This window comes from Pueribacillus theae, assembly GCF_003097615.1.
GTDB lineage: Bacteria > Bacillota > Bacilli > Bacillales > UBA6769 > Pueribacillus > Pueribacillus theae.
On the sequence record NZ_QCZG01000020.1, the window covers coordinates 25,723 to 47,096 of the forward strand.

The 21,374-nt window shown below is 41.3% G+C and carries 22 protein-coding genes; 20 read left to right on the forward strand and 2 right to left on the reverse strand.

From position 1 onward, the window contains the following. Positions 1 to 24: 24 nt before the first annotated feature. The 12 genes from safA to yajC all read left to right on the forward strand — a co-directional run bounded on the left by safA (position 25) and on the right by yajC (position 9,554). Complete coding sequence (safA, locus tag DCC39_RS10565; protein ID WP_116554865.1) at positions 25 to 867, forward strand: SafA/ExsA family spore coat assembly protein; 843 nt, start codon at positions 25 to 27, stop codon at positions 865 to 867. Continuing rightward, complete coding sequence (locus tag DCC39_RS10570) at positions 830 to 1,831, forward strand: phosphotransferase (protein WP_133243482.1); 1,002 nt, start codon at positions 830 to 832, stop codon at positions 1,829 to 1,831. The genes safA and DCC39_RS10570 overlap by 38 nt, the downstream gene beginning before the upstream one ends. Positions 1,832 to 1,860: 29 nt before the next feature. Beyond that, positions 1,861 to 2,601, forward strand: a complete 741-nt coding sequence (gene nadE, locus DCC39_RS10575) for an NAD(+) synthase (RefSeq protein WP_116554867.1) — start codon at positions 1,861 to 1,863, stop codon at positions 2,599 to 2,601. 74 nt (positions 2,602 to 2,675) lie between these two features. Further along, positions 2,676 to 3,494, forward strand: coding sequence for a YhcN/YlaJ family sporulation lipoprotein (locus tag DCC39_RS10580; protein WP_116554868.1), 819 nt, complete (start codon positions 2,676 to 2,678; stop codon positions 3,492 to 3,494). A 92-nt stretch (positions 3,495 to 3,586) separates the two neighbouring features. After that, on the forward strand, positions 3,587 to 4,306 hold the full coding sequence (locus DCC39_RS10585) for a YebC/PmpR family DNA-binding transcriptional regulator (protein WP_116554869.1): 720 nt from the start codon (positions 3,587 to 3,589) through the stop codon (positions 4,304 to 4,306). An 88-nt stretch (positions 4,307 to 4,394) separates the two neighbouring features. Then, positions 4,395 to 4,892 carry a BofC C-terminal domain-containing protein gene (locus tag DCC39_RS10590; RefSeq protein ID WP_116554870.1) on the forward strand — a complete coding sequence of 166 codons (498 nt, stop codon included), beginning with the start codon at positions 4,395 to 4,397 and terminating at the stop codon, positions 4,890 to 4,892. Between the two features lie 122 nt (positions 4,893 to 5,014). Then, positions 5,015 to 5,620, forward strand: coding sequence for a Holliday junction branch migration protein RuvA (ruvA, locus tag DCC39_RS10595; protein WP_116554871.1), 606 nt, complete (start codon positions 5,015 to 5,017; stop codon positions 5,618 to 5,620). Positions 5,621 to 5,662: 42 nt separating this feature from the next. Then, entirely contained in the window at positions 5,663 to 6,631 is a 969-nt protein-coding gene (ruvB, locus tag DCC39_RS10600) for a Holliday junction branch migration DNA helicase RuvB (protein ID WP_407071850.1), read from the forward strand. Next, the gene (locus DCC39_RS10605; protein WP_116554873.1) at positions 6,632 to 6,829 is read left to right on the forward strand and encodes a DUF2905 domain-containing protein; all 198 of its coding nucleotides are present in this window, start codon (positions 6,632 to 6,634) and stop codon (positions 6,827 to 6,829) included. A 12-nt stretch (positions 6,830 to 6,841) separates the two neighbouring features. After that, positions 6,842 to 7,888, forward strand: a complete 1,047-nt coding sequence (queA, locus tag DCC39_RS10610) for a tRNA preQ1(34) S-adenosylmethionine ribosyltransferase-isomerase QueA (RefSeq protein ID WP_116554874.1) — start codon at positions 6,842 to 6,844, stop codon at positions 7,886 to 7,888. Continuing rightward, positions 7,885 to 9,024, forward strand: coding sequence for a tRNA guanosine(34) transglycosylase Tgt (tgt, locus tag DCC39_RS10615; protein ID WP_116554875.1), 1,140 nt, complete (start codon positions 7,885 to 7,887; stop codon positions 9,022 to 9,024). Before queA ends, tgt begins: the two co-directional genes overlap by 4 nt. Positions 9,025 to 9,290: 266 nt before the next feature. Beyond that, the gene (gene yajC / locus DCC39_RS10620; RefSeq protein WP_116554876.1) at positions 9,291 to 9,554 is read left to right on the forward strand and encodes a preprotein translocase subunit YajC; all 264 of its coding nucleotides are present in this window, start codon (positions 9,291 to 9,293) and stop codon (positions 9,552 to 9,554) included. A 160-nt stretch (positions 9,555 to 9,714) separates the two neighbouring features. Here the strand turns inward: yajC and DCC39_RS10625 are convergent, their stop codons facing one another. Then, positions 9,715 to 10,089 carry a TIGR04086 family membrane protein gene (locus DCC39_RS10625; RefSeq protein ID WP_240613601.1) on the reverse strand — a complete coding sequence of 125 codons (375 nt, stop codon included), beginning with the start codon at positions 10,087 to 10,089 and terminating at the stop codon, positions 9,715 to 9,717. 135 nt (positions 10,090 to 10,224) lie between these two features. Here DCC39_RS10625 and DCC39_RS10630 point away from each other — a divergent pair, with 135 nt between their 5' ends. Then, positions 10,225 to 10,884: a YetF domain-containing protein gene (locus tag DCC39_RS10630; RefSeq protein ID WP_116554878.1), complete on the forward strand. Its 660-nt coding sequence runs from the start codon at positions 10,225 to 10,227 to the stop codon at positions 10,882 to 10,884. Between the two features lie 3 nt (positions 10,885 to 10,887). On the opposite strand, the gene spoVB is transcribed toward DCC39_RS10630, so the two are convergent. Next, on the reverse strand, positions 10,888 to 12,441 hold the full coding sequence (gene spoVB, locus DCC39_RS10635) for a stage V sporulation protein B (RefSeq protein WP_116554879.1): 1,554 nt from the start codon (positions 12,439 to 12,441) through the stop codon (positions 10,888 to 10,890). 172 nt (positions 12,442 to 12,613) lie between these two features. Between spoVB and DCC39_RS10640 the strand changes: the two genes are divergently transcribed. From DCC39_RS10640 to dtd, 7 genes are all read left to right on the forward strand, one after another. Then, entirely contained in the window at positions 12,614 to 12,907 is a 294-nt protein-coding gene (locus tag DCC39_RS10640; RefSeq protein WP_116554880.1) for a post-transcriptional regulator, read from the forward strand. Positions 12,908 to 12,959: 52 nt separating this feature from the next. Then, positions 12,960 to 15,188, forward strand: coding sequence for a protein translocase subunit SecDF (gene secDF / locus DCC39_RS10645; RefSeq protein WP_116554881.1), 2,229 nt, complete (start codon positions 12,960 to 12,962; stop codon positions 15,186 to 15,188). 23 nt (positions 15,189 to 15,211) lie between these two features. Continuing rightward, positions 15,212 to 15,529 carry a LapA family protein gene (locus DCC39_RS10650; protein WP_116554882.1) on the forward strand — a complete coding sequence of 106 codons (318 nt, stop codon included), beginning with the start codon at positions 15,212 to 15,214 and terminating at the stop codon, positions 15,527 to 15,529. A gap of 65 nt (positions 15,530 to 15,594) precedes the next feature. Next, entirely contained in the window at positions 15,595 to 17,946 is a 2,352-nt protein-coding gene (recJ, locus tag DCC39_RS10655; protein ID WP_116554883.1) for a single-stranded-DNA-specific exonuclease RecJ, read from the forward strand. Continuing rightward, positions 17,936 to 18,451, forward strand: a complete 516-nt coding sequence (locus tag DCC39_RS10660; RefSeq protein WP_116554884.1) for an adenine phosphoribosyltransferase — start codon at positions 17,936 to 17,938, stop codon at positions 18,449 to 18,451. Before recJ ends, DCC39_RS10660 begins: the two co-directional genes overlap by 11 nt. Before the next feature lie 169 nt (positions 18,452 to 18,620). Next, the gene (locus DCC39_RS10665) at positions 18,621 to 20,774 is read left to right on the forward strand and encodes a RelA/SpoT family protein (RefSeq protein WP_116554904.1); all 2,154 of its coding nucleotides are present in this window, start codon (positions 18,621 to 18,623) and stop codon (positions 20,772 to 20,774) included. Between the two features lie 15 nt (positions 20,775 to 20,789). Beyond that, complete coding sequence (gene dtd / locus DCC39_RS10670) at positions 20,790 to 21,227, forward strand: D-aminoacyl-tRNA deacylase (RefSeq protein WP_116554885.1); 438 nt, start codon at positions 20,790 to 20,792, stop codon at positions 21,225 to 21,227. Positions 21,228 to 21,374 lie beyond the last annotated feature (147 nt).

Here is a 21,374-nt window from a genome sequence, read left to right on the forward strand (position 1 = left end):
CTTATTCTCAGGAGGGGAATGTAATTGAAGATCCATATCGTACAAAAAGGGGATACACTTTGGAAAATTGCCGAGAAGTATAATGTAAATTTTGAAGAACTTAAAAATATGAATACCCAGCTTAGCGACCCAAATATGCTTATGCCAGGTATGAAGATTAAAGTGCCAACAGGCGGCATGCATGTGAAAAAACATAAAAAAGAGGCCCCAATTATAAAAGAACAACCAACAAAACATGTCCCGATGCCACCACCAGTGCCAAAAAAGTTCTATGACGAATCACCAGAGTCGCCGGAAGGTTTTCATCCAATGCCTGAAGTCAATATACCGATTAACCAACCTGCTCCATTACCGGTGATGCAGGCGCCGACCCCAATGCCTTGTGGTTGTCCGCCGATGATGCCACCTCCGCCTCCAGTGCCTTGCGGATGTCAGCCTGTTATGCCGCCATGTCCTCATCCAATGCCGGGAATGGTTCACGGGATGGGGTACCCGGCTTACGGGAACGTGATGATGCCGCCTGGACCTGTTATGGGAGAAATGGAAATGAATGACGAATCATCAAGCTTCATGCCAAGTCCGGATTATCATCATCATATGGGAACACAAGGAATGCCGTATGCTCCATATTACGGCGGTTATGAAATGGGAGGCCAAGGTAATCCCCATATGTACGGAAACCCACAGCCATATTATTATGGTGGACAGCAAATGCATGGCTATTCTCCAATGATGCCAGGCTATTCACAAGCACCATTGTTCCCTGGCTATGGATCTAACCCGTATGGCATGGAAAGTTCGTACATGGGGCATTACCGGGAGTCGGAAAATGAAGAGAAGTCGAATGATGATGATGACACAATTTAATAATGAGAAAAGAGGCGATTTGTACAATAATCGTCTCTTTTCTTCTCTATTGTCTCAAAAAGGGCTTACTATTACTCAAATTCATCACATAAAAGAAAATGTATTGTTGCTCGAAACGGATAAAGATAAAAAGATTTTAAAAGGATTTCGCTCAAAACGAGAACTTTTCTTTCAATTTTATTTTATAAATACATTAAATCGAAGATCTCCGGATTCCTTTATCGCATTTGAATATTTTCCAGATGGCAACATTTTTTTTAAATATAATCATCGGTATTGGGGTTTGATGACATTTGTTAATGGAGAGCAGCTTCATTTCGCAAAAAAACAAGACCAACGTGACGCTTTTTATGCAGTGAGGCACTTTCATAAAATGAATCAAGGCATGGAGGCGATTCAGAATACCCGTTATTATATAGGGTTGATTGAGCATTATGAATCAAGGCTTCGTTTCTTTACACAGGCCGTCCCATATCTGCCCGATCAATCACGCGGAATGTTTAATGAGATACTTAACTGGGGAAATTATTCTTTAACGCTGTTGTCACAGGAACCGATCAAGGAAATGGAAGCGCAAGCGATACAAGAATTGCATTGGATCCACGGTGATCTTGCTGATCACAATTTTATTCGCAGTCATGACAAACAAGTTTTTCTCATCGACTTTGATCTCGTTGCAATCGCCCCCCAGCCCTATGACGATTTACAGCTTTCACATCGTATTCTTGTCAATAATGGCTGGGATATACAAGAACTGCTTACTTGCATTCCAACATTAGAACACCTCTTGTGTGAACGGTGGTTTCTATGTGCGCTTCTTTTTCCGAATGATCTAATTAGGGAATGGAAGCATTGGTTTAATGGGCGCCTGCAAATCAATAAGCAATCTTTATTGGAATATAGTGAAAGGCAGTTTACGCTACGATCACCTGTAGTCCGGGAAATCATTCATATGTTAGACTAAGACAGGAGAAGATGGAAGGTGGGAGAAGTGTGGAGAAGAAGGTAAATTTTTTAGTGGATTGGCTTCGGGAGAAAGTGAACGAATCGAAAATGAACGGATTGCTTGTCGGGGTAAGCGGTGGGATTGATTCGGCGGTTGTTGCCTTTTTAATTAAGCGTGCATTCCCTGACAACTCGCTCGGTGTCATTATGCCTGTCAAAAGCACGTCATCTGACCGGGATGACGCCCTTCAAGTAATTCAAAAAGCAGAGTTGGATTACATTGATATCGATTTATCGGAAGCCCACGAAGTTCTTTTTCATGCAATCAATAACAAGTTAAAAGAAAAGAATGCATTAAATGAGCAAAAGATGCAAATGGGTGATGCCAATTTAAGGGCAAGGATTAGAATGAGCACGCTTTATGCGATTGCCAATAATTATGGTTATCTTGTTTGCGGAACGGATAATGCAGCTGAATGGTATACAGGCTACTTTACAAAATATGGCGATGGCGGTGTGGACATAAATCCACTCATTCATTTGAAAAAAGGACAAGTCCGTGAAATGGCATCCTATTTAGGGGTCCCTGATTCCGTTGTATCGAAAGCACCAAGTGCCGGGCTTTGGGAAGGCCAGACAGACGAAACAGAATTAGGTACAACATATGCTGCGATTGATGCATTTTTGGACGGTAAAGAGATTCCTGAAAAAGATAAAGCAATTATAAACAAGCTTCACGAAATAACAGAGCACAAAAGAAATACGCCTGCAATCCCTCCAAATTTTTAGAGGTTTTGCCTATAAGTGTAAGGATGAAACCGACTCCTTTTCGCCATCATAGAAGGTGAAAGGGGGTCAATTTAATGAAAAAGATTGCATTAACGATATCCACAATGATGTTAGCCGGAGGGCTTGCGGCATGTAACACGAATGACGACAACGCCTTTAACGATAGATACGATAACAACACAAGGCCTATCGGTTATTATACGGATGACAATGACAACACCAGGCGTGGTTGGATAGGCAACGGCGATAACAATGCCAATCGAAATAACAACGATCGGCGAGGCTGGTTTGGTAATGGCAATAACAATGGGAATGGAACCGGTTTTGGCAATAATAATGATGGGCGAGGATTAGTTGGTACGAACGATGATGCGAACCGAAGACAAAGCCCTTTCATGGATCGCGACGATCAAGTGAACAACCGGAATGAAGGCCCAATAACTGACATGATGGATCGGGATGACCATGACCAACTCGGAAACAACCCTCAAAACAACAACCGAAGAGGAACAATGGAAAACCGTGGAAATGTTGGTTACTATGACGGCACAGATGGAAAACTTGCACGTAAAGTATCTGATCGCGTAAAAGATCTTAAAGGCGTTCAAGATGCTCGAACAATTGTCTATGGCGACCAAATCATTATCGGTGTAGACACGAAAAACGATAACGACAGAGATGTTGACAGACAAGTCCGCAACGCTGTCCGTGACATCGTCCAAACGCGAAATGTTACAGTTGTCTCTGATGACGATGATATGTTTAACCGAATTCGTACAGTAGACACGAATTTGCGCAACGGAAACGGGATGGACGAAGTTCAGTCTGACATTAATGCAATTTTGGATGACCTAGGTGATGCGATTTCACGTCCTTTCCAAAACAATAGATAAAAAAAGAAAAACAGGGAATGACATTCTGTCAGGACCCTGTTTTTCGCTGTTTTATGTTATATTAAAAAATAATAGATGTAGGAGGAGCACATATGGCAGGACATTCAAAGTGGAAAAACATTCAACATCGAAAAAATACGCAAGATGCCAAAAGAGGAAAAATTTTCATGAAGCTTGCAAGGGAAATTTATGTAGCAGCGAAAAATGGCGGGGGAGATCCCGAAACAAACTCCGCTTTGCGCCTTGTTATTGAAAAAGCACGAACGCATAACATGCCAAACGATAATATTGAACGAGCCATTCAAAAAGCGACTGGCGGCCAGGACGACACCCAGTATGATGAAATTACATACGAGGGCTATGGGCCTGGAGGGATTGCGGTCATGGTAAAAGTGCTTACAGATAATCGAAATCGATCAGCAGCCGAAGTACGCCACGCCTTTACAAAAAATGGCGGCAATCTTGGAGAGAATGGCTGTGTTGCTTTCATGTTTGAACGGAAAGGTTTATTAATGATCGATAAAAATGTTGAAGCAGATGAAGAAGAAATAATGCTTCAAGCGATTGAAGCTGGGGCTGATGAAGTGGAGTCAGAAGAAAACGGAATGATTATTTATACAGAGCCGGATCATCTGGAGTCCGTAAAAGAGGCATTGGAGGCGGAAGGGATTCAATTTGTCACCTCTGAAGTTACGATGATTCCTCAAACAACAACAACCCCCAGTGAAGAAGATGCAATGAAAATGCAAAAACTAATTGATATGCTTGAAGATTATGATGACGTTCAAGACGTGTACCATAATATGGATTAAGTTCGTTATCTGTGCAGAATGAATAATTATTGTCACCTCGGGGCAGTCTGATGGGTAAACCCACTTAACTCAATACGCGAGGTGTATTATGGGTAAACCAATGAAGTTTTTTTATATTGTTGCATCCATCATGATTTTTCATATCGTTTTTTTAAGTGAAACTGCTGAAGCAGGTTTTCAAAGCCATGAAAAAACGATCGAAGTCCAATTGGTAAGATCCTATCTGGACGGCGAAAAAAGTGTAGAAGTTGTAAACATGACAGTGGAATCAATGGAAAATTTGCTGGAAATTTTTGAAGGCTGGCAGCTTATTGAACAGAATGGGAAACAGTTTACATTTCATAAAGAAATTCAAGACATATCGCCTCTACTGAAAACAAATGGCTATTTCGGATTATCCGAGGATGGAATTTTAACGATTTATGAAGGAAAGCCAAAAGAAGACAATGCGATTCAATCCTTTTACCAGCTAAATATTGATAAGCTCGAAAGCAAAATGGCAAATGAGCTAAAAGCAGGAATTCCGATTAAGTCAAAAAAGAACTACTTGAGCTGGATAAATGAATTAAAACGATTTGAAAAATAAATGATCGATCAGAAGCCAAACGGCTTCTTTTTTAATGCCATATTTTGGACTAAAAAACAAATGCGATCTCGCATTTATGTTACAATAAGATATTGAGAAAAAGTTAGAGGAGCGATCGAACGTTGTTCGAATTTTTTGTTGGCGAAATCGATGATGTCCACCCTGAGTATATTGTGGTGGAAACAAATGGAATTGGCTATCGAATCATTTGCCCAAATCCATTTATTTATAAAAACATAAAAGATAAGGTAAAAATATATACTTACCATTATGTGCGTGAAGATGCATCATTATTGTACGGTTTTCAATCAAGGGAAGAGAAAGCTCTTTTTTCTAAATTGATCAGCGTATCTGGCATTGGGCCGAAAGGCGGGTTAGCCATTCTAGCAGCCGGAGAACCTAATCAGGTGATAACAGCAATTGAAAATGAAGATGAAGCATTTCTTATGAAATTTCCAGGCGTGGGCAAAAAGACTTCGAGGCAAATTATTCTTGATTTAAAAGGCAAGCTTGGGGATTTGGCCAACGTAAGCAATCATACTTTATTTAATGAACAAGACCGAGAAATCGCAGTTGAAAGGAATCCGTTGAATGAAGCTCTTGAAGCGCTTCGTGCGTTAGGCTATGCAGAGAGGGAAATTAAAAAGGTGGTTCCAAAATTAAAAAATGAACAATTAACGACAGATGCTTTTGTGAAGAAAGCCCTTCAATTGTTAATTCAGCAATGACAGAGGTGATTGCATTTGGAAGAACGGATTGTGACTGGAGAAATGACAGTCGATGACTCATTTGAATATAGCTTAAGGCCAACAACGTTAAACCAGTATATCGGACAAGAAAAGGTAAAGGAAAATTTGCAGATTTTTATTGAAGCGGCAAAAATGCGCAATGAAACACTTGATCACGTACTTTTATACGGCCCGCCTGGACTTGGTAAGACAACCCTTTCAACGATTATCGCGAATGAGATGGGTGTAAATGTCAGAACGACATCAGGGCCTGCAATTGAGAGGCAAGGTGACCTCGCAGCCATCTTAACGGCGCTTGAACCTGGTGACGTGCTTTTCATTGACGAAATCCACCGGCTCCATCGATCCGTCGAGGAAGTGCTTTATCCGGCTATGGAAGACTTTTGTCTTGATATTGTTATCGGCCAGGGGGAAACGGCTCGCTCACTGCGCATTGACTTGCCACCATTTACGCTGATCGGAGCAACGACAAGGGCGGGGTACCTTTCCGCACCTCTTCGTGATCGTTTCGGTGTGATGAGCAGGCTTGAATATTATACGGAAAGCGAGCTTACATTAATTGTAAAGCGAACCGCTGAAATTTTTTCAACTGAGATTGAAGAGTCGGCAGCCATCGAAATTGCGACTAGGTCGAGAGGGACACCGCGGATTGCCAATCGGCTTCTTCGCAGGGTAAGGGATTTTGCACAAGTAAAGGGCAATGGCAAAATTACGCTGAAACTGGCTGTCGAGTCGCTTGAACGATTACAAGTTGATCGTTTAGGGCTCGACCAAATTGACCATAAAATAATAACAGGGATTATTACGAAGTTTAAAGGTGGGCCAGTTGGACTGGACACCATTGCATCGACAATTGGAGAAGAGTCGCAAACCATTGAAGACGTTTATGAACCTTATTTGCTGCAAATTGGTTTTCTGCAGCGGACACCGAGAGGAAGAGTGGTAACGGAGCAGGCGTATCGCCATTTTAATATGGAGGTGCCGGAGTAAATGGAGTTTTCCAAAATTTTTATCGTTTTGGGGATAGCTTTCTTAGTCATCGGTTTCGTTATGCAATTTATCGGTAAGCTTCCCGGTGACATCGTCATAAAAAAAGGAAATACAACGTTTTATTTCCCAATCGTTACCTCAATTGTTGCGAGCATCGTTCTTTCATTGATATTTTATTTTATAGGGAAATTTAAATAAGGATGGCTATTTATGGACGTTACAGATTTTGATTTCAACTTACCAGAGGAACTGATTGCACAAACGCCATTAAGAGAACGTACAGCATCAAGATTAATGGTTGTTGATCCTCTTTCTGAAAAAATTGCGCATCGACAATTTACTGATCTTGTTGACTTGCTGCATCCCGGTGATTGCCTTGTCTTAAACGATACAAGAGTATTGCCTGCAAGGTTGATTGGCCTGAAAAGTGATACAGGTGCAAAGGTGGAAGTGCTTCTCTTGAAGCAAATCGAGGGCGACAAATGGAGCACGCTCGCCAAACCTGCAAAACGGGTTAAAGAAGGGACTGTCATCACGTTTGGTGATGGCAGGCTGAAGGCTACTTGTACTGCCGAAGGAGAAAATGGCGGGAGGGAATTTGAATTTCACTTTGAGGGCATTTTTTATGAAGTGCTGGAGGAACTCGGAGAAATGCCGCTTCCGCCTTATATTAAAGAGCAGCTTGACGACAAGGAGCGCTACCAAACTGTCTATGCCCGGCACAAAGGCTCGGCGGCCGCGCCAACTGCAGGGCTCCATTTTACGAAGGAATTGCTAAAAACTTTGGAGGAAAAAGGGATCCATATTGCGTATCTTACGCTTCATGTTGGCTTAGGTACGTTTCGCCCAGTTTCGGCGGAAGTGGTGGAAGAACATAAAATGCATGCTGAGTTTTACCAATTGTCGGAAGGCACAGCAGCTTTATTAACGAATGTTCGGGAAAATGGCGGGCGAATTATCGCTGTTGGTACAACAACAACGAGAACATTGGAGACGATAACGGCTATGAACCATGGGAAATTTAAAGCTGATGCCGGATGGACTGATATTTTTATTTATCCCGGGTTTACATTCCAAGCAATTGACGGTATGATCACAAATTTTCATTTGCCAAAATCATCATTAATGATGTTAGTATCAGCGTTGGCGGGGAGAGAACTGATTATGGATGCCTATCAACAAGCAATTGAAGCAAGGTACCGTTTTTTTAGTTTTGGGGATGCGATGTTAATTTTGGAAGGAAGTATGAAATCTTGACAGCGATACAGTATGAATTAATCAAAACGTGTAAACAGTCTGGAGCACGGCTTGGCAGGCTGCACACGCCGCACGGTACGATCGAAACACCTATTTTTATGCCTGTAGGCACGCTAGCAACGGTAAAAACGATGAGCCCGGAGGAACTCGAAGAAATCGGCGCCCAAATCATTTTAAGCAACACATACCATTTGTGGTTAAGGCCTGGGCATGACATCGTTCAAGAAGCGGGTGGGCTTCATCAATTTATGAATTGGGACCATCCCATTTTAACAGATTCCGGGGGTTTCCAAGTTTTTAGTTTAAGCGATTTACGTGAAATTGAAGAAGAAGGTGTGCGCTTTCGCAACCATTTAAGCGGGGAAAAATTATTTCTGTCGCCTGAACGGGCTGTCGAAATTCAAACTGCTCTCGGCGCGGATATTATCATGGCGTTTGATGAATGCCCGCCGTATCCTGCAACGTATGAGTATATGAAAACGTCTGTTGAAAGGACGAGCCGTTGGGCGGAACGTTGTCTCGCTGCCCATAAAAACGTCGAGCGGCAAGGGCTGTTCGGCATCGTCCAGGGCGGTGAATTTAAAGAGCTTCGGAAACAAAGCGCAGAAGAGCTTGTCTCTTTAGATTTCCCCGGCTATGCGATTGGCGGATTGTCAGTAGGGGAACCGAAGCCGACCATGAATCGCATCCTTGAATTTACGACGCCACTTCTGCCTGAGAATAAGCCGAGATATTTAATGGGAGTCGGTTCTCCTGATTCGCTGATTGACGGTGCGATCCGCGGAATTGATATGTTTGATTGCGTTCTTCCAACAAGGATTGCCCGGAATGGGACATGTATGACATCAACTGGCAGATTAACGGTCAGAAATGCGGAATATGCCCGTGACTTCAGGCCGCTCGATGAGGAGTGCGACTGCCATGTTTGCAAGACATACACAAGGGCCTATATTCGCCATTTAATAAAAACGAATGAAACATTCGGATTTCGATTAACAACTTACCATAATCTTCATTTTCTGTTAAAATTAATGGAGAATGTCCGACGGGCTATCGCCCAGGATTGCCTGCTTGATTTTAAAGAAGAATTTTTTGAGCGTTATGGATTTTATAAGCCAGACGCTAAAAACTTTTAAACAAAACTTTTAAAGTGCGTGTTCAAAAAGGAGGACAACGAGAGGCAGAAGGTCGAGGAAGCGTAGCTCTGGGCAACGCAGCGTATGTTTATAGGATACGTGAGGAGCGGAAGGGCAAGCTGACGAAGAGATTCGCAGCCTATTAATGAAGTTCGACTAAAGACATCACGTCCTGTGATAACGTCGAACTGACTTACCTCCTGTAAGCCTCCGGGCTTTTTGAACATCCTCTAAAATGATTTAATGGAAGTGAAAGGGGTGAAAAGATGGAAGGATACGGTGGGTTTATTACGCTCATTTTAATGTTTGCTGTTCTTTATTTCATTTTAATCCGTCCACAGCAAAAGCGGCAAAAAGAAATGAACCAAATGCACAGCAATTTAAAGAAAGGCGATAAGATTGTAACAATTGGCGGGTTGCATGCCATTATTGATGCGATTGATGAAGACACAATCGTTCTTCGCGCCGGTGATGGTTCAAAGCTTACTTACGATCGCAGGGCGGTCCGAGAAGTGGTAAGTGAATCGTAATTGACAGAAAAAAAGAGCATTGTCAACAGTAAAAATTGTTGCTACAATGCTCTTTTTTAAAAAATAAGAAAGTCTAAATTTGTTCTTTCACAAATTTAGACCAATCTGGCTTCTGACTCCTGACTTCCTAAGAAAGACGTGTCAGCGTTTTTCTTAGTGTTTATGCATTTTTTCCAATGACGTTTACCCCGATTATCCCCCCAAAAGCGGCTGTAAGCATATATGCAAGATGGAAAAGAACTTGCTTTACATCAAACATCATATCAAAACCGAGAAACTGAATCATTAAAATGATCGCTACATACGCAAGCCCGGTCATGCCTCCTAACATCCAGCCGGATTCCCCAGCTTTCCCCCCCGCAACAAATCCGCCAATAAATAGTGCAGCAAATGTAATCGCTATAATGATCCAAGATAATGAACTTTCTGTAACTGAAGTAAAATGAAGGATGAAAGATAAGATAAAGCTTACGGCTAATATGATGGCAAAAGTAAAAATTAACCCATATCCAATTGCCTGCGCCAGTCTTCGCAATGATATACCCCCCATCATTTAAAATGTTAGTTCATTTTATTCGATAATAAAAAATTTAGAATCATTTCCATTTCATCCCTTTCATGAACTTCGTAAGGTTGGTGAAACTAGTGGTAAATTCTTAAGGGAGCATTATTGAAAATGACGACAATTTTGCTTAGAACGGTCATCATGTATTTTTTCATCTTGTTGATTTACCGGCTAATGGGAAAAAGGGAAATTGGACAATTAAGTGTCATTGATCTCGTCGTATCCATTATGCTTGCTGAATTAGCGGTTGTCGCTTTGGAAAATCCGGATAAGCCGCTGATGAATACGGTATTGCCAATGATCTTATTGGCGATCATTCAAATCATAATGGCCTATCTTTCACTAAAAAGCCAAAAATTAAGAGAATTAATGGATGGCAAGCCCTCCGTTCTTATTGATAAAGGTAAAATTAATGAAAAAGAAATGAAAAAACAGCGTTATAACTTTAATGATTTACTTTCACAGTTGCGTGAAAAAGATATATCGAAACTACAAGACGTAGAATTCGCCATTCTTGAACCATCAGGAACTCTTTCCGTCATTAAAAAAAATGATGAGCATTCTGATGGAGAGCGGGATTACATTATGCCGCTTCCACTTATTCTTGATGGAAAAATACAAGAAGAGCATCTGGCACGAATAAACAAAACTTCTTTCTGGTTAAGGCAGCAATTAAGAAAACTTGGCTACCGGGATATAAAAAAAATTTCTTACTGTTCTATGGACGGGCCAAACACATTTTTTATTGATCTTATGGATGAATAACGGTTACTTAATAAGCTTTCCTACGAAGGGAATCGGTTTCAAATCTTCTTTTTTTATTGCGCCTGAAAGCACGGAAACAATACAATAGATAACACAAACAAAAAATATTGATAAAACCAATGTGGAAAGAAGGTTGGTGTCATTTATTAGCAGATCGTACAATGGCTGCGCAACGAGCCAGCAAATGATAACAGAAAATAGGCATCTTAATAGATCATTTGTTTGAATTTTGAATGACGTTACTTTTAAAACGGTTGCGAAGTGAAGCAAAGTAACGAGAACAATTCCCGAAGAAATGGCTAATGCCACACCTTTTATTCCAAGGCTTGGCATTGATGCCAATACAAAGATTGCCAACGTCTTTACAACGTTGCCAATCAGGCTGTTAATCATTGCTGCTTTTGCATATCCCAGTGCCTGCAATGCCGCTGCCAGCGGCCCTTGGAAATAGTGGAAAAAAAAGAATGGAGCCATAATTTTAACATAGCCGGCAAACTCTGGTGCCTTGTATAAAAGATCCATTAAAGGAAGAGCAAAAACGTAAGTGACAATAAGAGCAAGCCCTCCGGCAATGAACGAAAGCCTTATCGCTTGATTCAGCCGGTAATCAATGGTTCGATAATGGTTTTGCGCTGCCGCTTCACTAATTGCCGGTACGAGCGTTGTTGAGATGGCGTAAGTGATAAAGCCCGGCAAAAGAAGGAGCGGAATGGCAAAGCCAGTGAGCGCCCCGTATTGCTTTGTCGCCAATGCCGGAAGCATACCAGCTAAAGCAAGGCTTTGCGCTACGATAATTGGTTCTAAAAAGTAGGAGATTGATCCAATGAGCTGGCTGCCCGTTGTCGGAAGGGAGATGCTCATCAATGATTGGAACGTTTGTTTCCCTTCCTTTAAATAATGAAAAAAGCTGGAGCGTATTTTAAATTTTTTGTTCAATTTAAACACCGAAAATAAATAAAGCAGTGATGCCACTTCACCGCAGATAGCTGAAATCATTGCTCCTGCTGCAGCGAATTCAACGCCGTAAGGCAATAGGGCGGATGTTAAAAAAGCGACGAGCGCAATGCGGACAATTTGCTCAATGACTTGGGAATAAGCGGAAGGGCGCATGTCTTGTTTTCCTTGAAAATATCCCCTTAATACAGAGGAAATGGCGACAACAGGAACGACAGGAGCAATCGCAAGAAGCGGATAAATTGTCCTTTCATCTGTAAAAAAGTGATTCGCCATAAGAGGGGACAGAAGAAACAACCCACTTGTCCAAATGATACTTAGGGCAATTGTCAAGGAAAGAGAAACGATTAAGATTTTTTTCACTTTATGGCTGTTTCCCTCTGATTCAGCTTCTGCCACCATTTTTGAAATGGCGACTGGAAGTCCCAGCCTTGTCAGCGTGACAGCTAAAATAAAAGTGGGCACAGCCATCATGTACAGCCCGACGCCTTCCTCTCCCATAATTCTGGCGACAACAATTTTATTTATGAACCCTAGGAGCTTCGTAATCAATCCAGCAATAATTAAAATAAAAGTGCCGCGAAGAAACGATTGTTTCGACAAGGCTATTCCCAACTTTCTCTCGATTTTATCGCCATCTGGTTTCTGGCTTCCGATCTCTGACTTCTGGAAAAATGGTAGATCTTTTTCATCACTATGTATATGCTTAAAGATGTACAAACCATGACAAGTATACTTTTATAAATTAGAAATTATGCAGGTTTGGAGGGCCAAAATGGCGAATATTGATCAAATTAGAGAATGGAAACAAACCGTTTATCCAGTGTTAGCAAGCAAGGTCGAGGAGTTCCATTTGATTGGATATGATACAGCCACAATTGAAGAAGTGTGGGAATGCCTGATTGCCAAGCTGGAAAGAAAAAAAGAAGTGTACAAGCTCCATCAATTGGTCGCGGCGATTTTTAATCTTTCGGTAAATGAATATATGAATTGGCTGACAATCAGTGCTTATACTGGGCCGAATTCGTTGGAAAGCAATATTCTTTTAGGATCTGAAGAAGAAAAGTAAAGAATGTCAAGTAAGCGATTTACGGTATTTTTACAAAGGAAGGATAGAAAGAATGGTTAAAAAAGGGCGTATCTCACTATTTTTTAGCATAGTGATTGCATTGGGACTGCTAATTGGTTTTACATATGACAAAGTGACCAACAATATAAATTTAGGATTGGATCTTCAGGGCGGATTTGAAGTGCTTTATGAAGTGAAACCTCCGAAAAATGAAAAGACAGAAATAAACCAAGAAACACTTCAAGCAACGGTCAGCGCACTTCGCAATCGGATTGATGTCATCGGTGTGGCGGAACCAAATATTCAAATTGAAGGAAAGGACAGAATACGTGTTCAGCTTGCAGGTGTTGAAAATCAAAATGAAGCACGCGAGCTGCTTTCTACACAGGCTGAACTGACGTTTCGCGATGTTGATGACAACCTGATGTTAAGCGGCCAAGATCTTGAAAGCAATGGCGCAAGCTTGACATTTAGTGAAACGAACCAGCCGTGGGTTGCTTTAACGTTAAAGGATGCCGATAAATTCGCTAAAGTAACGAAAGAAATTTTGAATAAACCGCCTGGCGAAAATCAGCTTGTGATTTGGCTTGATTATGAGGAAGGCGATTCGTTTAAAGAGGAAGTGAAGAAGCCTGATCCGAAATTTTTATCTGCTCCAAGTGTAAACGAAGTTCTTAATACGAAAAATGTCGTGATTCAAGGTAATTTTTCAACGGAAGAAGCTACAAATTTAGCAGATTTGCTGAATGCGGGTGCACTCCCAGTTGAATTGGAGGAAGTTTATTCAACTTCAATTGGGGCGCAGTTTGGACTGCAGGCAATGGAAAAAACCATTGTTGCCGGTGCTATAGCGATTGCGCTTATCTTCCTGTTTATGATTGGCTATTACCGTTTCCCGGGCTTTATTGCCAGCATTACACTGACTTTCTACATTTTTTTAATTTTAGTTGTCTTCAGCTGGATGAAAGCTGTGCTCACATTACCGGGGATAGCTGCGCTCGTTCTTGGTGTAGGGATGGCGGTTGATGCAAATATTCTTACGTATGAACGCATTAAAGAAGAATTGAAAGCAGGCCGTTCCGTGTTATCTGCCTTTAAAGTAGGTGGTAAAAGGGCATTCACAACGATTTTTGATGCCAATATTACAACACTGATTGCTGCCGGCGTCATGTTCGCTTACGGTACAAGCTCTGTTAGAGGCTTTGCTGTTATGCTGATTATAAGTATCCTTGTCAGCTTTCTTACCGCGGTATACGGTTCAAGACTTTTGCTTGGCTTATGGGTGAACAGCAGGGCGCTAGATAAAAAGTTCAGCTTATTCGGCGTTAAAAAAAGTGAAATTGTCAACCTTTCAAAAGGGGAAAAGCCTAAAGTAAACATCCGTTTTGATTTTGTAAAACACCGGAATAAATTTTTTGCGCTTTCTGTCATTCTGCTCATTCTTGGCGGAATAGCCCTTGGAATGTTCGGATTAAATCTCGGCACAGATTTTAAAAGCGGTTCGCGCGTTGATATTACAGGCGGCGAACCGATTGAAGAAAAAGTATTGTTAGACGAATTTAATAAATTGGGGCTGGAGCCTAACGAAGTGACGTTTGCTGGCGAAAACCGAGAAATGGCGGTAGCTCGTTTTTCGAGTGTTCTCTCACAGCAGGAAATCGCTGACATAAAAGAACAGTTCGCAAAAGACTTCGGAGCAGAAGCGAACATTAGCACCGTCTCTCCCCAGGTAGGCAGAGAACTCGCCAAAAATGCATTTATCTCACTTTTAATTGCGTTTTTAGGTATGATTATTTACGTTGCAGTCCGGTTTGAGTGGCGCATGGGACTGGCTGCAATTATTGGTCTCATACATGACGCGTTTTTCATGATTGCGATCTTTAGTTTATTGCGTTTGGAAGTTAACATTACTTTTATTGCCGCGGTCCTAACGATTGTTGGCTACTCGATAAATGATACGATCGTGACTTTTGATCGGATAAGAGAAAATATGCGTTTTGAAAAGAAAATAAAAACATTTGAAGAGATCGCTCACATCGTGAATAAAAGCTTAATCCAAACGCTGACACGCTCAATAAATACGGTGTTAACCGTCGTTTTTGCTGCTGCTGCGCTTGCGATATTTGGTAGCGAGGCGATTCGTCCTTTCTCCATTGCGCTCTTAATTGGGCTCGTGCTTGGCACATACTCATCCTTATTTATATCCGCACAGCTTTGGGCGATTTGGAAAGGAAGAGAGTTAAAGCGGAAACGCACAGCGCCGCGCGAAACAGAGGCATAGAGAATTGTTAAGGAGGAGAGAAGATGAAAGGCCAAATTGGTTTTATTCTAGCGTTGGTTTTTGCTGTCCTGATTGCCATCTTTGCTGTCTTAAATGTTGAGGCAGTTGAAGTGAATTACGGATTTGCAAAAACAGAATCACCTTTAGTGCTCCTCATATTAGGGTCTGTGTTAATGGGCGGCGTTATTGTTTCTCTCTTCGGCGCCGTCCGCATGTATCGACTAAAGCGCCAAGTGAAAGAACTTGAGAGAGAAAATGAATCATTAAAAACCAACAGCGGCACTAACTCAGCGGTTGTCCCAGATGAAGATTTTACGGAACAAAAAGAAAATGAAACTTAATCTGTTAATATCTATCGCCTCTTACCCATCTCTTGTATAATGAGAAAGGGTTAAGAGGTGATTTCATGTTAAAGGCAAAAACGAAATGGAGATTAAAAAAGGCATCCGAACAAGCTGTTTTTGATTTACAAAGCAAGCTGTCAATTAGTGAATTAACAGCAAAATTGCTTGTCACGCGAGGCATTGTCACGGAAGAAGATGCGAGAAATTTTTTGGATGTTGACGCAGCACAGTTTTATGATCCTTTTTTACTTGATGGAATGGACAAGACAGTTGCAAGAATAAAGCAGGCAGTAGAGAATCGAGAGAGGATTCTTATATTTGGTGACTATGACGCTGATGGGGTAACGAGCACATCTTTGCTTGTTTATACGCTAAGAAAATTGAAAGCGGATTTTTTTACATATATTCCGAACCGGTTTACAGAAGGATATGGGCCGAACGAAGCTGCCTTTCGCTGGGCAAAGCAGCAAGGAGTCAACTTGATTGTTACGGTTGATACAGGGATTTCCGCTGTTTATGAAGCTGAAGTGGCTTTGATGCTCGGCATCGATTTGGTCATTACTGACCATCACGAGCCTCCGCCGAAGCTCCCGGAAGCTTATGCCATCGTCAATCCAAAAAAGCCCGGCTGTTCTTATCCTTTTAAAGGGCTCGCCGGGGTTGGTGTTGCGTTTAAAGTGGCGCATGCCCTTTTAGGTGAATTGCCAAGAGATATGCTAGATTTGGCGGCGATTGGCACAGTTGCTGATTTAGTCCCGATGAAGGATGAAAATCGGAAAATTGTTTCAGAAGGCATAAAATTAATTGGTAAACGCAAAAAGCCCGGAATTGATGCGCTTCTGAAAGTGTCCGGCATACAAGGAAATGAAATCAATGAAGAACTAATTGGGTTCGCGATTGGGCCAAGATTGAATGCCGCAGGCAGGCTTGATTCGGCGGAACCTGCATTAAATCTACTAATCTCGGAAGATGAAGAAGAAGCTCAGATGTACGCAGAAGAAATTGATCGCCTAAATAAAGAAAGGCAAGAAATTGTCAATGTCATAACGAAGCAAGCAATGGAATTGGTAGAGAAACAAAACCAACTGGGTAGAGTCATTGTTGTAGCAGGAGAGGGCTGGAATTCCGGCATTGTCGGCATTGTCGCATCAAGGCTTGTTGAACGGTATTACCGCCCGGCGATCGTCCTGGCAATTGAACCGGAAACTGGTGAGGCGAAAGGTTCAGCAAGAAGCATCCCCGCTTTCGATTTATATGCAAATCTTTCTGAGTGCAGAGATATTTTGCCCCAATTCGGCGGGCATCAAATGGCGGCAGGCCTTACTATTGCAACAGAAGATATTGATGAATTAAGCCGTCGCCTTAACGAAAAAGCCCATCAACAATTAACGGAGGACGATTTTACACCGATATCGGAGATCGATGCTGTATGCCATATAGAGAATACAACAATTGACACCATTGAGGAAATAGCAAGGCTTCAACCTTTCGGTACGGACAACCCTGCGCCCAAATTTTTATTTGAAAACAAGCAGCTCTCCCAATTGAAAAAAATCGGCAGCAAGGAAAATCATCTGAAATTCCAATTAAAAGAAAATGGGGCAACGCTTGACGGGATTGGTTTTCATTTTGGCCACCTTTTTAATGAAATAAATCAAGGCTCGGCAGTGTCTGTTGTAGGAGAGCTATCGATAAATGAATGGAACGGTTTCAGGAAACCGCAGCTCATGTTGCTGGATATGAGTGTGAATGAATGGCAATTATTTGATTTAAGGGGAAAAAGAAAGATTCATAGCGAGCTTGGCAAACTACCGGCTGAGAACATTCAACTCGTTTATTTTAGGGAAGGCACGCTGGACGTTTTACAGTTAAACGATTGGAGGCAACATGCATATAATCCTATTAAGGATGAAGGCAGCTATGAACGGGAAAAGCCTTTCTTGTTCATTTTGGATTTGCCCTACGATTTGCAGCATTTCAAAGACTGGTATGAAACGACACAACCTGAACGCACGTATGTTGTTTTTTTCAATACGGAGAATCATTTTTTCGATTCAGTGCCATCGCGTGAACAATTTAAGTTTTATTATGCTTTTCTAATGAAACAAAAAACATTTTCGTTGCATCAAGCAGAGCGCTTAGCAAAGGCGAAGCGGCTGTCTATCGATTCGATTCACTTCATGTCAAAAGTGTTTTCAGAACTTAATTTTGTTACAATAAAGAAGGATAATGTTTCATTCGTCACAAAACCGCTTAAAAGAGATTTGGCAGAATCAGAAACGTACACCCAAAAGTTAAAAATGATTGAGATTGAAAAGGCATTATTATACTCATCTTACGAAGAACTTAAATCCTTTTTGAAAAAAATAAACCATTGTTCATTTACTGAGGGGGCAAAAATTAATGGATTATAAGCCTTATATTACGATTATTAATGATTATCCAGAAAAGGGTGTTAAATTTAAGGATATTACGACATTGATGCAAAATGGAGAAGTGTATAAACAAGCGATTAACGATATTGTCCGTTATGCAAAAGACAAACAAGTTGATCTTATTGTGGGGCCTGAGGCGAGAGGATTCATCTTTGGCTGCCCTGTCGCATACGAACTCGGTGTAGGCTTTGCTCCTGTGAGGAAAGCCGGAAAGCTGCCAAGAGAAGTGGTTAGCGTTGATTACGGCCTTGAATATGGAAAAGGTGTGCTTACCATGCATAAAGATGCCATCAAGCCAGGCCAGAGAGTGCTCATCACCGATGACTTGCTTGCGACAGGCGGAACGATTGAAGCGACAATTAAACTTGTGGAAAGTCTTGGAGGAATTGTTGCAGGTATTGCTTTTTTAATAGAATTGGCTTATCTTAAAGGTAGAGGCAAACTTGATGGATACGATGTTTTTGTTCTAACAAAATATGAATAAAGATAAGTGCTCTTTCTAAAAAGGGCGCTTTTTATTTTACGGAGGAAAGGATAACTTTCCAGCGGGTCAGATTCCATCGAAATGCTTTACAGTTTGCCGCAATTTAACGATAATGATAAAAACGATAATATAAAGGTGATTTAATGTGACAATCGATCACGTACTAGAGATGGCTAAAAATTATATGGCTGATGGCGAGATCGCTTTTTTGGAGAAAGCGTATTTATACGCGAAAGAAGCCCACTCTAACCAGTTTCGCAAGTCTGGGGAGCCATATATTAATCATCCTGTTGAAGTTGCAGGAATATTAGTTGAACTTGGGATGGATTATATTACGACAGCCGCTGGGTTTCTTCATGATGTCGTCGAGGATACCGATGTCACCCTTGATGATTTAAAGGAGGAGTTTGGTGAAGAAATTGCCGATTTGGTTGACGGCGTCACCAAACTAAAGAAAATAAAATTTAAATCAAAGCAGCAGCAACAAGCAGAAAACCATCGAAAAATGCTTGTCGCAATGGCGCAGGATATCCGCTGCATTCTTATAAAACTCGCAGATCGCCTTCATAATATACGGACATTAAAATATATGTCAAAGGAGAAACAAATCGAGAAAGCAAATGAAACGATTGAAATTTTCGCTCCTCTTGCACACCGCCTCGGAATCTCAACAATTAAATGGGAGCTGGAGGATATTTCTCTTCGTTATTTAAATCCGCAGCAATATTATCGGATTGTAAACTTGATGCAAAAACGCAGAGCGGAAAGGGAACGAAATGTTGAAGAGATAAAAGCTGAGATTAAACGCCAGCTTGATTCGGTATCCATTAAAGCGGAAATTTCAGGCAGACCCAAGCATATCTACAGTATTTATCGAAAAATGGTGCTGCAGAAAAAACAGTTTTCTGAAATCTATGATTTGCTTGCAGTAAGAGTGATTGTCAACAGTATTCGCGATTGCTATGCAGCCCTTGGCATTATCCATACGTGCTGGAAGCCGCTCCCTGGCCGTTTCAAAGATTATATTGCGATGCCTAAAGCGAACATGTATCAATCACTGCACACAACCGTCATTGGCCCGAAAGGGGATCCAGTTGAAGTTCAAATCAGGACAAAAGACATGCATAATGTCGCGGAATACGGGATTGCTGCGCATTGGGCGTACAAGGAGGGCAAAAAGAACCCGCAAACAGCATTCGAGAAAAAACTAACTTGGTTTAGAGAAATTTTAGAATGGCAAAATGACGCGAATGACGCGGAAGAATTTGTGGAATCCCTAAAAATGGATTTGTTTAGCGATACTGTGCTTGTCTTCACGCCAAAAGGCGATGTTATCGAACTTCCGGCAGGTTCCATTCCGATCGATTTTGCATACCGAATTCATACAGAAATCGGCAACAAAACAATCGGTGCCAAAGTAAACAGTAAAATGGTGCCGCTGGATTATAAATTAAAAACAGGGGACATTGTTGAAATTATTACGTCCAAACATTCCTATGGGCCAAGCAGAGATTGGTTGAAACTAACGAAAAGTTCGCAGGCAAAAAACAAAATTAAGCAGTGGTTTAAAAAAGAGAAGCGTGAAGAAAATATTGCGAAAGGGAAAGAGCTCGTTGAAAAAGAAGTGAAGCAGCACGGTTTTGAAGAAAAGCTCGTATTCACTCCGGAAAATCTGAAAAACACTGCAAATAAATTTAATTTTACCAATGAAGATGATATGTATGCTGCTGTCGGATTTAGCGGCATTACCGCAGCGCAAATTGCTACACGGCTTACTGACAAATTAAGAAAACAAAAAGATGAAAATACGGACAATGAGTCATTAATTGAATCGATCGCAGAATCAAAGCCTCAAGCTAAACATCGGAAAACAGATACCGGTGTAAGAGTAAAAGGCGTAGACAATATGCTTATTCGATTATCGAAATGCTGCAATCCTGTGCCTGGCGATGAAATTGTCGGATTTATTACAAAAGGCCGCGGTGTTTCCATACACAGAGTCGATTGTCCCAACCTCAAAACAGACGATGCAAAACAGAGGCTGCTCGAAGTGGAATGGCAAGGCGATGGCGAAAATAATAAAAGCTACCATGTTGACATCGAAATTACAGGATATGATCGTAGAGGTTTACTGAACGAAGTACTTCAAGCTGTAGCTGAAACGAAAACAGACATTCAGACTGTAACAGGAAGAACAGACCGGAATAAATTGGCGACGGTGAACATGACAATTTTGATTCACAATGTAAACCACCTTCACAAAATTGTCGAGCGGATTAAGAGAATACACGATATTTATTCGGTTCGAAGAGTGATGCAATGATGGGAGCTAGATAAGGTGAAAGTTGTATTACAGCGTGCAAAAAACGCATCAGTTGCAGTGGGTGGAAACATTGTCGGAAAGATCGATTACGGTGTCGTACTTTTAGTGGGAATTACGCATGATGATGATGTAGAAGACGCCGCATATCTTGCGGATAAAATCGTGAACCTGCGCATTTTTGAAGACGAGGAAGGGAAAATGAACCGCTCCTTGCTTGACGTTGAAGGAAAAATATTATCTGTTTCCCAGTTTACGCTTTATGGCGATACTCGAAAGGGACGCCGGCCAAGCTTTATTAATGCCGCAAAGCCAGATAAAGCAGAACCTCTTTACAATCAATTTAACCAATTATTGCGAGAAAAAGGCGTCGTTGTTGAGACAGGACAATTTGGCGCCATGATGGATGTTCACCTCACGAATGATGGGCCGGTTACTTTGATTTTGGAGTATTAGTATTAAATTCACACATGGGCATGTATAGCGTTAATAAAGTCTAGGGTGCCCATTAAATTCTAAAAAATCATTCAGTAAAAAACACGCAATCTCCAAAATATCTTTTGTACTTTAGTAATCAAACTACAAATAAAGATATAGGAGATG